The sequence below is a fragment of the uncultured Marivita sp. genome, assembly GCF_947488135.1.
In the GTDB taxonomy this organism is placed as follows: Bacteria; Pseudomonadota; Alphaproteobacteria; order Rhodobacterales; family Rhodobacteraceae; genus Marivita.
The window spans coordinates 95,836-111,722 of record NZ_CANKYW010000005.1; the positions used below are offsets into that span (position 1 = coordinate 95,836).

The following is a 15,887-nucleotide window of genomic DNA, read 5'->3' on the forward strand; positions in this document are numbered from 1 at the left end:
GACGAAGGAGTTTCCCTTGACCTCACAGGCAAAAACGATCGAACGGGACCGGAGCACGCCATTTCGCATGTTCTGGCTGACCTCGCTTTCGATGATCCTCATTCTCGCCCAATCGCTGGTGGCCCAATCGCAGGAAAGCTTTGCGAACCTTGCGGAACAAGTCAGCCCGGCGGTTGTGAACATCACCACCTCGACCACGGTGGCCGGCCGCACCGGCCCGCAGGGCATCGTGCCCGAAGGCTCGCCATTCGAAGATTTCTTTCGTGAATTTCAGGACCGTAACGGTCAGGGCGACCGTCCCCGGCGCTCCTCCGCGCTCGGCTCCGGTTTTGTGATTTCCGAAGACGGGTTCATCGTGACCAACAACCACGTCATCGAAGGAGCCGATGAGATCCTCATCGAATTCTTCGAAGGCTTCGAACTGCCGGCCGAAATCGTCGGCACCGACCCCAACACCGACATCGCGCTTCTCAAGGTGGAAAGCGAAACGCCGTTGAAATTCGTCAGCTTCGGCGACAGTGATACCGCCCGTGTGGGAGATTGGGTCATGGCGATGGGCAACCCGCTGGGCCAGGGCTTTTCGGTCTCCGCCGGGATCGTGTCGGCCCGCAATCGCGCGCTGAGCGGCACCTATGACGATTACATCCAGACCGACGCGGCGATCAACCGGGGCAACTCGGGCGGCCCGCTTTTCAACATGGATGGTGAAGTCATCGGCGTAAACACGGCGATCCTGTCGCCCAACGGTGGATCCATCGGCATCGGTTTCTCGATGGCCTCCAACGTCGTGACCCGCGTGGTCGACCAGCTTCAGGAATTTGGCGAAACCCGCCGCGGCTGGCTCGGTGTGTCCATTCAGGATGTGACCGACGACGTCGCCGAGGCGCTGGGTCTTGAAGAAGCACGTGGTGCGCTGGTGTCCAATGTGCCGGAAGGTCCGGCCAAAGAGGCCGGCATCGAAGCAGGCGACGTGATCGTAAACTTCGACGGTCGCGAGGTTGAGGACACACGTGGCCTCGTCCGCCAGGTCGGCAACACCGAAGTCGGCAAGGCTGTGCGGGTGGTCATCAACCGCGATGGCGCCACCCAGACGCTTCTGGTGACGCTCGGTCGTCGCGAGGACGCGGAAACCGCCGTACCGGCATCGCAGCCCGGCCCGGACGAGGAAGAGACACCGCAGTCAATGGACCTCATGGGGCTGACGCTCAGCCCGCTGACTGGCGAAATCCGCGAGCAGCTCGAACTGCCGGAAAGCGCCAAGGGTTTGGCCGTCATGGATGTCGACGAGACCTCCGAGGCCTTTGAGAAGGGCCTGCGCGCCGGTGACGTGATCACCGAAGCGGGTCAGGCACAGGTCTTGGCGCTCAGCGATCTGGAAGACCGTATCGCCGAGGCACGGGATGCCGGTCGCAAGTCGATCCTTCTCTTGGTGCGTCGCGGTGGCGATCCCCGTTTCGTGGCTTTGACGATCGCTGAAGATCAGTAATCACCGCTTTCATGACATTGAAAAAGGGCGTCCTTATGGGCGCCCTTTTTGCATGACCGATGCGGTCTTGGTTTTGTTTGGCCGAAAGTGCCTTCGGAGGCGCGATTTTTCCGTTAACGGAAAAACCGGATGCGTCAACGCATCCGCGCGGCTGCCATCAGCCTTTCGCGTAACCCAACCCTTGCAACGCCACCTTGATCTCGTCGAGGATCGCCGGATCGTCGATCGTGGCGGGCATCTTGAAGTCTTCGCTGTCGGCGATCTTCACCATTGTCGCCCGCAGGATCTTTCCAGACCGGGTCTTCGGCAGACGGTCCACCACGGCGCAAAGCTTGAAGGCTGCGACCGGGCCGATCTTGTCGCGCACCAGCTTCACACATTCCTTCGTGACCTCTTCGTGCGGCCGGTTCACTCCCGTGGTCAGGCAGACGAACCCCATCGGCAATTGTCCCTTCAGCTCGTCCGTCACACCGATCACGGCGCATTCGGCCACGTCCGGGTGGGCCGCCAGCACCTCCTCCATGCCGCCGGTGGACAGGCGGTGGCCCGCGACGTTGATCACGTCATCGGTGCGCGCCATGATATAGAGGTATCCGTCCTCGTCGATCATGCCCGCGTCGCCGGTCTCGTAATAACCTGGGAAATGCGACAGGTAGGATTTGCGGAAACGGTCCTCGGCATTCCAGAGCGTCGGCAGGGTACCGGGGGGCAGGGGCAGCTTGACCGCAATCGCGCCAAGCTCGCCCGGTTTCATCGGATGACCAGCCTCATCGAGGATTCGCACATCGTAACCCGGCATCGGCACTGACGGAGAGCCGATTTTGACGGGCAGCGCCTCGATCCCGGCGGGCATGCCAGCGATGGTCCAGCCGGTTTCGGTCTGCCACCAGTGGTCGTAGATCGGCTTGCCCGTGACCTTCTGCGCCCATTCGATCGTATCGGGATCCGCGCGTTCCCCGGCGAGGTAGATCGCGTTGAGGCAGGAGATATCGTATTTCTTGACGAACTCGCCCTTGGGATCGTCCCGCTTGACCGCCCGGAACGCCGTTGGTGCGGTGAAGAAGCTGCGCACCTTGTGCTCGGAGATCACCCGCCAAAAGGTGCCTGCATCAGGTGTGCCCACCGGTTTGCCCTCGAACACGATTGTGGTGTTGCCGTGGATGAGCGGCGCGTAGCAGATATAGCTGTGGCCGACGACCCAGCCGACATCCGACGCCGCCCAGAACACGTCGCCCGGATCGACATTGTAGATGTTCTTCATCGTCCAGTTCAGCGCCACCAGATGCCCGCCGGTGTGGCGGATCACGCCCTTGGGCGCGCCCGTGGTGCCGGAGGTATAAAGCACATAGGCGGGGTGGTTGCCTTCCACAGGCACGCACTCGGCGGGTTCGACCCCGTACTGGAAGCCGTGCCAGTCGACATCGCGTCCGTCTTCCAGACGCGCGACTTCCTGCTCGCGCTGGAAGATGACGCAGAAATCGGGCTTGTGCGTGGCAAGGTCAATCGCGCCGTCCAGAAGCGGTTTGTAATGCACCACGCGCCCCGGCTCGAGCCCGCAGGAGGCAGCAATGATCGCCTTGGGCTTCGCGTCGTCGATGCGCACGGCGAGTTCGTTGGCGGCAAACCCGCCGAACACGACCGAATGGATCGCGCCGAGCCGGGCGCAGGCCAACATCGCCTCGAGCGCCTCGGGCACCATCGGCATGTAGATGATGACGCGGTCGCCTTTTTCGATCCCCTTGGCGCGCAGGGCCCCGGCAAGCCGCGCGACGCGGTTGCGCAGTTCCGAATAGGTGATCTTGTGCAGCGTGCCGGTGATCGGGCTGTCATGGATGATCGCCACCTGTCCACCGCGCCCGGCCTCGACATGGCGGTCCACGGCGTTCCAGCAGGTGTTGGTCAGACCATCGGCGAACCATTCGTAAAGGTCGTTGCCCTTATCGAAGAGCGCCTTGCTGGGCTTGCGATCCCAGTCGATGGCCTCGGCCTGCTGCATCCAGAACCCCTCGGGGTCGGATTTCCAGCTCTGATACACCTCTTGGTAGCCCATCCCGATCTCCTCTCGTATGTTGCCCATGGCGTACGGCGCAGGCGACGCTGCGGCAAGTCTCTGGATCAACCGCGCGGCAGAAGGCCGCAAAAACTTTGCAGTTTGGGCGCTACCAAATTGCAAACTTTTGCAAACTCGCGCCCATTATGCAGAGTTGATTTTCCGAATGGTCGATTTTGCAAAACTGCAAACCCAGGTGTGCAAAGTTTTCCGCGGCACCGAGTCGCCGGTCACAGCTGATCGCGTGGGGTCGCCAGAAGGCCGAGGCTGCGGGCCGACTGGATCGACAACAACCCGCTGGGCAGGCCACGGGGGTTCTGGTAGCGCCGCACGGCAAGGCGGGTGGGGACATCCATCACCCCGGTGATCGGCCCGCGATAGAGTCCCCGCGCGTCAAGCGCGCGTTGCAACGTCGCGATCAGGTCTGGCGTGAGCGCGTCGGGGCAGGGGGTTTCGAAGATCACTTCCTGCCGTTCGCGCTTGATGACCTGCACCGTTTCTGTGCGGAACCGCTTGGGGGCCACTTCGATCTGGCGGGTGATCGTTTCGATCTCGGCAGGTGCCACGTCGCGAACCCAGCATCCATCCGGGCTGACCCCGGGGGGCGGCGCGATCTGGGCAGAGGCGAAATCCGGCACAGGTGCGGCCAGTGCATCCGCCTCATCATCCGCAAGGTCGGCGCATCCCGTCACTGCGGCCAAGGCCACGGCAGACAGAGCCCGGATCACTGACGGGAGAGGGGTCACTGAGAGGGTGCGCCTGTTTGCCTGTTTCTGCTCTGGCGTAGTTTAACCTGTTTGCCCGCCTGGCGAAAGCGCCTCTGGGCGTTGCTTGGGCGTGGGGGCCAGAAGCTGATCCAGAAGTGGCGAGATATCCTCGATCACTTCGGCGATGACGTGGATCACGTCGCCTTCGCTTTGCAGCCGCCCGGTGACGCGCAGCATCCGCCCTGCGATCACCGCGCGTCGGTAGCGTTCGTAAAGCTTGCGCCAGACGATGACGTTCACCACGCCGGTTTCGTCCTCGAGCGTGAGGAAGATCACACCCTTCGCCGTTCCCGGACGCTGCCGCAGGATCACGAGCCCCGCCACCGCGATCCGCGCATTGTCGGGCGGCAGGCGCAGTTGGTCGGCCCGCAGGCAAGACGGTGGCCGGGGCCAGTCGGGACGGGTAGGGCTGGGGGGTACAACACGCATGGGAACAAAAATAGAACATTTGCCAAGACGCGCAAGCCCCAAGCCCAAAGCCCTGATGCCCGCCACTCGGCATTCATCGACCGGCTGCGCGCGTGCGAATTGCGCCTCACCTGTCGACCGGATGCACCTGCGGCATTGCGTGGGTCACTTCCTGCGAAAAGGGGCTGGCAGGCGGGGCTTGGCCAGACTAGGTATGACACGATTTATGTGACGGAGAGCGCTGGAATGGCAAAGATCACCTATATTGAGCATGGCGGCACAGAGCATGTCGTTGACGTGGCCAACGGTCTGACCGTGATGGAAGGCGCGCGCGACAATGGGATCCCGGGCATCGAGGCCGATTGCGGCGGAGCCTGTGCCTGTTCCACGTGTCATGTCTACGTGCATCCCGATTGGGTGGCCAAGCTGCCGCCGAAGGAAGACATGGAAGAGGACATGCTGGACTTCGCCTATGAGCCCGACCCGGAGCGGTCGCGCCTGACATGCCAGCTCAAGGTGAGCGATGCTTTGGACGGATTGGTCGTGCAGATGCCCGAAAAGCAGATCTGATCCGATGCGGGCGCCGCGTCGGCTGTCAGGCACGTGGCGTCGGATCACCCGCGGCGCGGGTCTTGCGATGGCGCTTGTGATGGCGTCGCAGGCGGCAGCGCAAGAGATCGTGTCGGCGCGCTATGACGGGCCGACCACCCGCTATCCCCACGGCGTTCTTGGGGATGACATCGAATATGACACGCTGGTTGTCCGGCTAAGCGATGGGCGCGAGTTTTCTGCACGCTGGGCGGTGGACGTCGTCTTCGAAGACTTGGCTCCCCGCGTCGTGGATGTGAATGGCGATGGTGCGCCTGAAGTTGTGACCATCGAAAGCCACGAGCGCTTGGGCGCACGGCTGGCGATTTGGGAAGTGCGGGACGGCACGCTTGCACAGCTTGCCGCGACACCTCATATCGGCACCCGGTTCCGCTGGCTCGCGCCCGTGGCGATTGCCGACCTGGATGGCGATGGGGTGGTCGAGCTTGCCTATGTGGATCGCCCGCACCTGGCCAAGGTGTTGCGGGTCTGGCGGTATACCGGTCAGGGTTCGCTGACTCAGGTGGCCTCTCTTGACGGTCTGACCAACCATCGCATCGGCTGGAATTATATCGCCGGCGGGCTGAGGGATTGCGGGCAGCGGCCGGAGATGGTGGTGGCGAATGCCGAGTGGACCGAAATCGTGGCTGTGACCTTTGACGGTGAGACCCTGTCGCGGCGATCACTCGGAGACTATTCTGCCGACGCCTTGAGGCGCGCTCTGGACTGTTGAGCGGAAAGCGCCGTCGACGGCGCTTTCCCGCATTTTTCGAAAATGCAGCTGCGGGCTTTCGAAAGCCCGCCCCGCCTCAGGCGTCTTCGAGTTGGGCCATCACCTCGTCGGAGGCCTCGAAATTCGTCGTGACGCGCTGCACGTCATCGTCGTCTTCCAACGCATCCACCAGCTTCATCAGGGACTGCATCCCGTCGAGATCGAGCTCGGTGGTGGTGGTCGGTTTCCAGACCAGCTTGGTCGACTCGGATTCGCCCAACTCGGCCTCGAGCGCGGTGGCGACCTCGTTCAGGTCGGTGTCGGCACACCAGATCACATGGCCGTCCTCGGTGCTTTCCACGTCCTCGGCCCCGGCTTCGATCGCAGCCATCATGACGGTGTCGGCATCGCCCACATCCGCGGGATAGGTGATCTCACCCTTGCGGTCGAACATGAAGCCGACAGAGCCGGTTTCCCCGAGGTTGCCGCCGTTTTTGGTGAAGGTGGAGCGCACGTTCGAGGCGGTGCGGTTGCGGTTGTCGGTCATCGCCTCGACGATCACCGCCACGCCATTGGGGCCATAGCCCTCGTACCGGATTTCCTCGTAATCCTCGCCCTCGCCACCGGACGCCTTCTTGATGGCGCGTTCGATATTGTCCTTGGGCATGGATTGCGACTTGGCTTCCTTGACCGCGAGGCGCAGGCGCGGGTTCTTGTCGGGATCGGGGTCGCCCATCTTGGCGGCGACGGTGATTTCCTTGGAAAGCTTGGAAAAGAGCTTGGCCCGCATCTTGTCCTGACGACCCTTGCGGTGCTGGATGTTTGCCCATTTGGAATGGCCGGCCATGATGTCTGTATCCCTGATTGTCGGATGTAGAGAAGTTGCGGCGTCTTTAGCGCAGAAGGCGGGTCAGGAACAAGTTGCGTTTTCGAGGTTTGCGCGCGGGATGGCTTTGGGTATGAGACCGTCATGAAACCCTTTCTCATTCTGCAATTGCGTCCCGAAGCCGAAGCCAGCGATGGCGAATACGCGGCCTTTCTTGCCAAGGGCGGATTGGACGCGGCGCACGTGCATCGCGTCTGCCTGGATCGCGAGCCGTTGCCGGAGGGGTTGAAGCTCGAGGATTACGCGGGTGTCATTGTCGGCGGAGGGCCGGGCTGCCTATCGGACGATCCCGCGACCAAGGATCCGGTCGAAGCGCGGATCGAGGCGGATATCCTGTCGCTCATGCCCGAGATCACGGCGCGGGATGTGCCCTTCATGGGGTGTTGCTACGGGATCGGCATTCTTGGCCATCACCTCGGCGCCGACGTGTCCAAGCGGCGTTATGGTGAGCCGGTCGGTCCTGTCACCTGTCGCGTGACCGAAGCGGGGAGCGATGATCCGCTTTTGGCAGGGCTGCCGGACGCCTTTGACGCATTTGTCGGGCACAAGGAAGCGGTGCAGGACTTGCCCAGCGGATGCGTGCATCTTCTGGCCTCGGACCCGTGCCCGTTCCAGATGATCCGGTACGGGCAGAACGTCTATGCCACGCAATTCCACCCCGAGGCCGATGCGGGCGTGTTCGAGGATCGGATCCGCATCTACAGGCACAAGGGATATTTCGCCCCGGACGAGGCGGACGACCTGATCGAGATGTGCCATGCCAGCGACGTGACCGTGCCGGTGGAGATCCTGCGCCGCTTCGTGGCGCGCTACGGCTGATGGGCGTTCGGCCCGGTCAGAGCGGGAAGAAGATCGGGATCATCATTGAAGCCACGACCCCGATCATGATGTTCATCCCCAGCCCGACACGCAGGAAATCGGTGAACTTGTACCCGCCCGGCCCATAGACCAGTGTGTTGGTCTGGTAGCCGATGGGGGTCGCGAAGGCGCAGGAGGCGGCGATCATCACCGCCACGACCAGCCCGCGCGGATCGACACCCACCGCCTGTGCAAGCCCGATGGCGATGGGTGTGACCACCACCGCGACCGCGTTGTTGCTGACTGCCTCGGTCAAGGCTGAGGTCAGGAAGAACACCGCCGCCACCAGGAACACCGGCGACAGGTTCATGAGGTACGGCGCGATGGCTTCGACCAGAAGACCCACCGCGCCCGACGCCTCGAGCGCGGCACCGATGGCCAGCATCGCGAAGATCAGCGCGAGAAGCTGTCCTTCGATGAAGGAAAACGCCTCGTCGGCGTCGATGCAGCGGGTCAGCAACACCACCGCCACGGCGATCACCGCCAGTGCCAGGATCGGAGCTACCCCCAGCGCCGCAAGAACCACGAGGCCGACCAGCGCTCCGATGGCAATGGGTGCGTGGCGGCGGCGGTAGGCGCGGGCCGAGGGCTTGGCCACGTCGACGAGGTTCAGGTCCTCGGCCATGCGCTGGATGTCCTCGGGGGCGCCTTCCAACAGCAGCGTGTCGCCCACGCGCACCACCAGATCGTCAAGTTGCCGACCGATGTTCTGGCTGCGCCGGTGAACCGCCAGCGGATAGACGCCGTAGCGCCGTCTGAGGCGCATCGCGCCCAGCCGCCGACCCACCATCTTGCAGACCGGCGTGATAAGCACCTCCACCGTCGTCGTTTCGACCGCGGACACCTGATCGACGCGCCGCAACTCCTTGTTGTTCTGCAAGCTCAGAAGTTCGGTCATCTGGGTGCGCAGCACCACGCGGTCGCCCACTTGCAAGGTCACGCCTTCCAGATTGCGCCGCAGCGATGTGTCGCCCCGGACCACATCGATCAGCCTAACGCCCTCGCGCTTGAACAATTGCACGCCCAGCACCTCGCGCCCGATCAGGTTGCTGTCCGGGGGGATCACCGCTTCGGTGAAGAATTTCATGCGCGAGCGATCCGACAACATGCCCGCCATCGACGTGCGCTCTGGCAGCAGGTAGGGTCCGGCCAGCGCAAGATAGGCCATGCCGCACAGCACCAGAACCGCCGCCAGCGGCGTGACTTCGAAGATGGTGAAGGGTTCAAGCCCGGCACCGCGCGCCACGCCATCCACGAGCAGGTTGGTCGAGGTGCCGATCAGCGTTGTCGTGCCGCCGAGGATCGCGGCATAGCTCAGCGGGATCAGCAGCTTGGACGGCGAGGTGTCGAGCGTCTTTGCGATCTGCACGAAGATCGGCAGCATCACCACCACCACGGGTGTATTGTTCATGAAGGCCGAGGCCACGACGACCATCGCTAGGATGCCCGCCAACGCCCTGCGCGGGCGCACCGCCACTTGCGCCTGTGCCACAGTGGTCAGCGTGTCCAATGCGCCTGTGCGCACCAGCGCTCCCATCACCACGAACATCGCCGCAATGGTCCAGGGCGCCGGGTTCGACAGCACCGCGAGCGCATCGTCATAGGGCAACACGCCGCTGACCAGCAAGACCGCGACCCCGCCGATGGCGACAACCTCGGTCGGGTATGTCTCACGCACGAACAGCACGAACATCACCACCACCGTTCCCAAGGTCAGGAACGCCTGCGTGGTCTGGTCAAACTCTATCAATGCGCTGAGCACGTGCGATATCCTTGTCTCAGGAAAGCCTAGTCTGGCCGGGTTGCGGTGCGGGAACAAGGACTGCTTTCGGGCGCGGTTGAACCAACATGAGACCGGCCAGCATCACCGTCAACGCCGCCCAGAAATAGGGCGAGTAGGTTTCGTTCAGGAACAGCATCGCCCAGGTCACGCCGAACAGCGTGACGAGATAGCTGATCTGTACGGCGAAGACCGGCCCGGCGCGCCCGACCAGCCAGACATAGCCGGTATAGGCGAAGGCATGGAGCACCGAGGACGCGACGATGGCCGCATCCGGCACGCCCCACGGACCGCGCGGATCGATGAACTGCCCGGAGGCGAGGGCGAGCGGCAGGGTGATCACGGCACCAATCAGAGACGCGCCGCAAAGCACCTGCACCGGATCGAGCCCGTTGGTGCCCATGGTCGCCACCAGGTTACCTTCGAGCGCGTAGAAAAGCGAGGACAGCAGGGCGACCAACACCCAGATCGCGGCGACCTCGTTCGGCAGGCTGGCTTCGGGGAGGATCAGCAAAAGGATGCCGCAGAACCCAAGGCCCAGACCCCCCAGCCTGCGCCAGCGGAACCCTTCGTGTCCCAACGCGAGGGCCATGGGGAAGGCCAGCATGGGTACGGTGCTGAGCAGGATCGACAGAACACCGGACGGAAGATGGACCGCTGCCGAATAGGACGAGATACCGGGGAGAACCGTTCCGACCAGGGCGATGATCGTGAACAGTCGCAGATCGCCACGGCCAAAGCGCATCGGCAGGCCCCGGATCAGGCAGACGAGTCCCAGGACCGTCGCGCCGATGACCAGTTGCCAGAACAGGATGCCGACATGGCGATAGCCTTCGCTCACGGCGGTCTTGGCCAGCGGCTGGGTCGCGCCCCAGGCCGCCCCGCCGAGGATCAGCACGAGCAGCGGCAGGATACGGTGCATCAGGGAGCGCTTGGTTGCAGGCGGCCACCATCGCGGATCATGTGGATGGCGTTGGCCTTGCCGGTCCGGTCATCGGTTTCGACCAGCACGCCCGACAGGGTGGCTTCGCCCAGTGCGGGTTGGAACCGGGTCTTGCCCATGCCGGTGACGAAGCGGCGCATCGGTTCGGTCTTTTCCATCCCGATGACCGAGTTGTAATCGCCGCACATCCCCGCATCGGTGAGGTAGCCTGTGCCGCCTGGCAGAACTTGCGCGTCCCCCGTGGGCACATGGGTGTGGGTGCCGACGACAAGGCTCGCGCGGCCATCGCAGTAATGACCCATTCCCATCTTTTCCGATGTGGCCTCGCAATGCATGTCCACAAGGATCATCTGCGCCTGACCACCGAGCGGATGCGCGCGCAACACGGCGTCAACGGCCGAAAACGGATCGTCGAAAGCGCGCTTCATGAAGACCTGGCCCAGCACCTGAAGCACCAGAACCTTGCGCCCACGCGCGTCGGTGAAGAGCCGATGTCCGCGACCGGGCGCTTGTTTGGCGAAATTCAAGGGCCGCAGAATGCGCGGTTCGCTTTCGATGAAGCTCAGCATGTCTTTCTGGTCGAAGGCATGATCGCCCAGCGTCAGGCAATCGACCCCGGCCTCCAGAAGCGCCGTGGCATGGGGGCCGGAAAGACCCACGCCGCTGGAGGCGTTTTCGCCGTTCACGACGCAGAAATCCACTTTGAGCCGCGTCTTGAGGTCGGCCAACCGCTCGATGATCGCGGTGCGGCCCGCGCGGCCCATGATGTCGCCTAGAAAGAGTGTTCTCATGGCTTTGGGCTTAGTGCGCGGGTTGGAGCGGGGCAAGAGCCTTCGAAGGCTCTTGCAAGCGTTTTCGAAAACGCTTGCCCGTCGCGCCCGGTCAGAACAGCGTTCCCTGTTCCGGCGGTTTGCGCTTGGATTTCGGCGCGGATTTCGCGCCCGCCGCACCCACTGTCAGGCGTCCGTCGGCGAATTCGATTTCCAGCGCAGTCGCGTTCTGTGCGGCCTTCTGCGTCGTCACCACCTCGCCGTCGCCCCGCACCACCGCATAACCGCGTTTGAGCGTTTCCTTGTAACCCAGCGTTTCGCGCAGGCGGTCGAGTGCGGTCAGGCGGCTCTGCCAGTCGCGGACCTGCGCCTGACCGGCTTTCGAAAGCCGGTGGGCCATGTCCTCGAGCTTGTCGCGTTTGACGGCAAGGTCGCGATTGATTTGAGACGGACTTAATTGATCCGCGCGTCGTGACAGCGAGTCGCGTTTCCTTTCGAGCAGCCGGACCATGCCCGGTTCCAATCGCTCGCTTTTTCTCAGATACGCATTCCGATGCTCGGCAATGGTCCGTCTCAGAAGCAAGGGGCGAAGCGAACCGGCGATTTCCGATAAAACATTCCTTCTGCGATCAACCGATCGAACAAGTGCGTATGGCAGTTTTTCGGACCAATAATCCAACCGCTGTGTCGGCCCCGACAGCAGCGTGTCGGGTCGGGGCAGGGCGCGCGCCAGATCGCGCAGGCGCTGATCGCGGGTCTGCATCCGCTGCGACACCGCGCGGGTCATGCGCGCCTGTTGGTCGCCGACCCAGCCCAGCAGTTCGAGCCGCACCGGCACCGCGATTTCCGCCGCCGCCGTGGGTGTGGGCGCGCGTTGGTCGGACACGTAGTCGATCAGCGTCGTGTCGGTTTCGTGCCCCACGGCCGAGATCAGCGGGATCTCGGACGCCGCCGCGGCGCGGGCGACGATTTCTTCGTTGAAGCCCCAAAGATCCTCGATGCTGCCCCCGCCGCGCGCGACGATCAGCAGATCGGGCCGGGGCAGGGCGCCGCCGGGCGACAGCGCGTTGAACCCCGCGATGGCGCGGGCCACTTCGGGGGCGCAGGCAGCCCCTTGAACTGCCACCGGCCAGACCAGCACCTTGCGCGGAAAGCGGTCGCGCAGGCGGTGCAGGATATCGCGGATCACCGCGCCTGATGGCGAGGTGATGACGCCGATGATATCCGGCAGGTAAGGCAGGACCTTTTTGCGCGCCGGATCAAACAACCCTTCGGCGGCGAGCGCTTTCTTGCGCTTCTCCAGCATCGCCATCAACGCGCCTTCGCCCGCAACGGTCACTTCATCGACATTGAGGTTATATTTCGACTGCCCGCCAAAGGCGGTCATCCGCCCAGTCACGACCACTTCCAGCCCTTCTTCGGGCACGACGGAAAGTTGCGAGACTTGGCCTTTCCACGTCGTGCAGGCCAGCACGTTTCGGTCGTCCTTGACGTCGTAGTATAGATGCCCGGACCGGGCCGTGAACACGCGGCCTACCTCGCCGCGCACGCGAATGCGGCCGAACTGGTCTTCCAGCGTTTTCTTCACCGCGCCAGAGACTTCGGAGACTGTGTATTCGGGCATGTTTTGCCCCGGGTGGGGATCGTCGATCAGATCGGACATCTGGCCTCGCTTGCGCTTCAGGTGCGGCAACCCTAGAACGCGCGCAACCGAAGGTGAAGACGGAGCGTGCGCCATGAACATTCTCATCCTTGGAAGTGGCGGGCGCGAACACGCGCTGGCCTGGGCCGCGCTGCAAAATCCGAAATGCGACAAGCTGATCGTGGCACCGGGCAATGCTGGCATCGCGATGATCGCGGATTGCGCCGCTTTGGACATCGAAGACGGCGGTGCGGTCGTCACCTTCGCCGAGGAGAACAGCATCGACTTCGTGATTGTCGGCCCCGAAGCGCCCTTGGCAGCGGGCGTGGCGGACCGGCTGCGCGACGCTGGTTTGCTGGTGTTCGGCCCGTCAGCCGAGGCGGCGAAGCTGGAAGCATCCAAATCCTTCACCAAGGAAATCTGCGACGCGGCAGGCGCGCCGACCGCTGCCTACGGTCATTTTACTGATGCTGACAGCGCCAAGGCGTATGTGCAGGCCCAAGGCGCGCCGATCGTGGTCAAGGCGGATGGGCTCGCCGCAGGCAAGGGTGTTATCATTGCCGAGACCGTGCCGGAGGCCGAAGCCGCCATCGACGACATGTTCGGCGGTGCGTTCGGCGGAGCCGGGGCCGAAGTGGTGATCGAAGAATTCATGCAGGGCGAGGAGGCGTCGTTCTTCGTGCTGTGTGACGGCACCGACGTGCTGCCCATCGGCACCGCCCAAGATCACAAGCGGGTGGGCGAGGGCGATACCGGGCCCAACACCGGTGGCATGGGGGCCTATTCCCCGGCACCGGTCATGACGGATGCCGTCACGCAAAAGGCGATGGATGAGATCATCAAGCCGACCATGGCCGAAATGGCGAAACGTGGCACACCGTTTCAGGGCATCCTGTTCGCCGGGTTGATGATCGAAAACGGCCAGCCCCGGCTGGTGGAATACAACGTCCGCTTCGGCGACCCCGAATGCCAGGTGCTGATGATGCGGCTGGGCGCGCAGGCGATGGACCTGATGCACGCCTGCGCCGAAGGCCGTCTGGCCGACGCCCGGGTGAATTGGGCCGACGACCACGCGATGACTGTTGTTCTGGCTGCGACGGGATATCCGGGCAGCTATGACAAGGGCAGCGTGATCGGCGGGCTAGACGGTCTGCCCGAAGACAGTTTCCAGATGATGTTCCACGCCGGAACAACCGAGGCGGACGGCAAGATCACAGCGACCGGAGGCCGGGTGCTGAACGCCACCGCCCGCGGCACGACGCTTCAAGAGGCGCGGGACCGCGCCTATGCGATGGTCGATCGTGTGGACTGGCCGGACGGCTTCTGTCGGCGCGATATCGGGTGGCGGGCGCTCTAGATGACGACTGCTCTGGCCGGGTTCGCGCTCGGGTTTTCGCTCATTCTTGCCATCGGCGCGCAAAACGCGTTTGTCTTGCGGCAGGGCTTGTTGCGATCACACGTGTTTGCGGTCTGCCTGACCTGCGCGCTTTCGGACGCGATCCTGATCGCCGCAGGTGTTGCCGGGTTCGGGGCGTTGACGCAGGCCGTGCCGGGGCTCGAACTCGCGATGCGCCTGCTGGGGGCGGCGTTCCTCATCTGGTACGGCGCGCGCACCTTCCTGAGCGCATGGCGCGGCGGGCAGGCGATGGAGGCCGGGCAAGCGGCGGGTTCGCTGCGCAAAGCCTTGCTGACCTGCCTTGCCCTGACCTGGCTCAACCCGCATGTCTATCTCGATACGGTTGTGCTTCTTGGCGCGGTCGCCGCGCAATATGACGACCGCCTGAACTTTGCGCTGGGCGCGATGACGGCGAGTCTCGTGTTCTTCTTCTCGCTCGGCTATGGCGCACGGCTTCTGGCGCCGCTGTTCGCCAAACCGCGCGCGTGGCAGGTGCTGGACGTTCTGATCGGTCTCATCATGTGGGCCATCGCGGCGAAGCTGCTGTTGATGTGATCGTTTGAAGCGCCATCCGTCGGGTACCCCTTGCATGACAGGTCGCGTTCAAGGGGGTCGTGCGGCCTCTTGCCATTCCGATGCCCATCCGCTCCATTGCAGGGATGAGCGCCTCCGTACACACCGACACATCAGCCAATCCCGTCAAAGGCATCTTCTGGATGATCGTGACCGGCCTGTGTTTCGTGGCTGTGACGGCCTTGGTGAAAACGCTTGGCGGGCGCGTGCCCGCGGCGGAATCGGCGTTCCTGCGCTACGTGATCGGGCTGGTGTTCCTGGTTCCGGTCTGGCGGGAATTGATGGCAGTGCGGCTCACACCGCGTCAGAAAAAGCTGTTCGGGTTGCGCGGGCTGGTGCATTCGCTGGGCGTTATCCTGTGGTTCTATGCGATGACGCGCATCCCGATCGCCGAGGTCACGGCGATGAATTACCTCAACCCGGTCTACGTCACGATCCTTGCGGTGTTCGTGCTGGGCGAAACCCTTGCGCTTCGGCGCGCGATGGCCGTTGTCGCGGCCCTTCTGGGGGCTTTGATCATCCTGCGGCCCGGCTTTCGCGAGCTTGATCTCGGGCATATCGCCATGCTTGGCACGGCGCTGTTCTTTGCGGGGAGCTACCTGATCGCCAAGATCGTGTCGGGCGAATTGCCCGCGAGCGTTGTGGTGGCGCTCTTGTCGATCACGGTCACGATCGGGCTTGCGCCCTTTGCCATCGCGGTCTGGGTCACGCCCAGCCTCGCCGATCTCGGGATATTGGCGGCGGTGGCCTGTTTCGCGACGGCGGGCCATTACACGATGACGCTGGCCTTCGCGGCGGCCCCGGTGACGGTGACGCAGCCAGTGACATTTCTCCAGCTGGTGTGGTCGGTGCTTGTCGGCATGGCGTTTTTCGGAGAGCCCGCGGACCCGTGGGTGATCCTCGGCGGTGGCGTAATTATGGCATCGGTGATCTTCATCACCTGGCGCGAGGCCCGTCTGCGCAACGTACACCGCACTCCGACAGTCAATGAAACAAAGGGATAAGCTGACGTAATCCTTCCTCACGTC

15 protein-coding genes are annotated in these 15,887 nt (G+C 63.6%); 7 read left to right on the forward strand and 8 right to left on the reverse strand.

Annotated features, from left to right (window positions below):
* Positions 1-67 precede the first annotated feature (67 nt).
* Positions 68-1,486, forward strand: a complete 1,419-nt coding sequence (locus Q1B16_RS14675; RefSeq protein ID WP_299790842.1) for a DegQ family serine endoprotease — start codon at positions 68-70, stop codon at positions 1,484-1,486.
* A 157-nt stretch (positions 1,487-1,643) separates the two neighbouring features.
* Here the strand turns inward: Q1B16_RS14675 and prpE are convergent, their stop codons facing one another.
* The 3 genes from prpE to Q1B16_RS14690 all read right to left on the reverse strand — a co-directional run bounded on the left by prpE (position 1,644) and on the right by Q1B16_RS14690 (position 4,732).
* Positions 1,644-3,536 (reverse strand): propionate-CoA ligase PrpE, encoded by a 1,893-nt coding sequence (gene prpE / locus Q1B16_RS14680; protein WP_299790195.1) that lies wholly within the window; start codon positions 3,534-3,536, stop codon positions 1,644-1,646.
* Between the two features lie 230 nt (positions 3,537-3,766).
* The gene (locus Q1B16_RS14685) at positions 3,767-4,282 is read right to left on the reverse strand and encodes a peptidoglycan-binding domain-containing protein (RefSeq protein WP_299790198.1); all 516 of its coding nucleotides are present in this window, start codon (positions 4,280-4,282) and stop codon (positions 3,767-3,769) included.
* Between the two features lie 42 nt (positions 4,283-4,324).
* Positions 4,325-4,732 (reverse strand): OB-fold nucleic acid binding domain-containing protein, encoded by a 408-nt coding sequence (locus Q1B16_RS14690; protein ID WP_299790201.1) that lies wholly within the window; start codon positions 4,730-4,732, stop codon positions 4,325-4,327.
* Between the two features lie 225 nt (positions 4,733-4,957).
* Between Q1B16_RS14690 and Q1B16_RS14695 the strand changes: the two genes are divergently transcribed.
* Both Q1B16_RS14695 and Q1B16_RS14700 read left to right on the forward strand, forming a co-directional pair.
* The gene (locus Q1B16_RS14695; protein WP_299790204.1) at positions 4,958-5,281 is read left to right on the forward strand and encodes a 2Fe-2S iron-sulfur cluster-binding protein; all 324 of its coding nucleotides are present in this window, start codon (positions 4,958-4,960) and stop codon (positions 5,279-5,281) included.
* Positions 5,282-5,285: 4 nt separating this feature from the next.
* A complete protein-coding gene (locus Q1B16_RS14700; protein ID WP_299790207.1) occupies positions 5,286-6,032 on the forward strand; it encodes a VCBS repeat-containing protein in 747 nt (248 codons plus the stop codon).
* 76 nt (positions 6,033-6,108) lie between these two features.
* On the opposite strand, the gene Q1B16_RS14705 is transcribed toward Q1B16_RS14700, so the two are convergent.
* Entirely contained in the window at positions 6,109-6,858 is a 750-nt protein-coding gene (locus Q1B16_RS14705; protein WP_299790209.1) for a YebC/PmpR family DNA-binding transcriptional regulator, read from the reverse strand.
* Positions 6,859-6,981: 123 nt separating this feature from the next.
* Between Q1B16_RS14705 and Q1B16_RS14710 the strand changes: the two genes are divergently transcribed.
* Positions 6,982-7,716: a glutamine amidotransferase gene (locus tag Q1B16_RS14710; protein WP_299790211.1), complete on the forward strand. Its 735-nt coding sequence runs from the start codon at positions 6,982-6,984 to the stop codon at positions 7,714-7,716.
* Between the two features lie 16 nt (positions 7,717-7,732).
* Here Q1B16_RS14710 and Q1B16_RS14715 read toward each other — a convergent pair whose 3' ends face one another.
* The 4 genes from Q1B16_RS14715 to xseA all read right to left on the reverse strand — a co-directional run bounded on the left by Q1B16_RS14715 (position 7,733) and on the right by xseA (position 12,911).
* On the reverse strand, positions 7,733-9,448 hold the full coding sequence (locus Q1B16_RS14715) for an SLC13 family permease (protein WP_299790844.1): 1,716 nt from the start codon (positions 9,446-9,448) through the stop codon (positions 7,733-7,735).
* An 85-nt stretch (positions 9,449-9,533) separates the two neighbouring features.
* Positions 9,534-10,457: a DMT family transporter gene (locus tag Q1B16_RS14720; protein WP_299790213.1), complete on the reverse strand. Its 924-nt coding sequence runs from the start codon at positions 10,455-10,457 to the stop codon at positions 9,534-9,536.
* Positions 10,457-11,269: a TIGR00282 family metallophosphoesterase gene (locus Q1B16_RS14725; RefSeq protein ID WP_299790216.1), complete on the reverse strand. Its 813-nt coding sequence runs from the start codon at positions 11,267-11,269 to the stop codon at positions 10,457-10,459. The genes Q1B16_RS14720 and Q1B16_RS14725 overlap by 1 nt, the downstream gene beginning before the upstream one ends.
* A gap of 91 nt (positions 11,270-11,360) precedes the next feature.
* Positions 11,361-12,911 (reverse strand): exodeoxyribonuclease VII large subunit, encoded by a 1,551-nt coding sequence (gene xseA / locus Q1B16_RS14730; RefSeq protein WP_299790219.1) that lies wholly within the window; start codon positions 12,909-12,911, stop codon positions 11,361-11,363.
* A gap of 73 nt (positions 12,912-12,984) precedes the next feature.
* On the opposite strand from xseA, the gene purD reads away from it, so the two are divergent.
* From purD to Q1B16_RS14745, 3 genes are all read left to right on the forward strand, one after another.
* On the forward strand, positions 12,985-14,247 hold the full coding sequence (gene purD, locus Q1B16_RS14735; protein ID WP_299790222.1) for a phosphoribosylamine--glycine ligase: 1,263 nt from the start codon (positions 12,985-12,987) through the stop codon (positions 14,245-14,247).
* Entirely contained in the window at positions 14,248-14,841 is a 594-nt protein-coding gene (locus Q1B16_RS14740; protein ID WP_299790225.1) for a LysE/ArgO family amino acid transporter, read from the forward strand.
* Positions 14,842-14,945: 104 nt separating this feature from the next.
* The gene (locus Q1B16_RS14745) at positions 14,946-15,863 is read left to right on the forward strand and encodes a DMT family transporter (RefSeq protein WP_299790846.1); all 918 of its coding nucleotides are present in this window, start codon (positions 14,946-14,948) and stop codon (positions 15,861-15,863) included.
* The last annotated feature ends 24 nt before the right edge of the window (positions 15,864-15,887 follow it).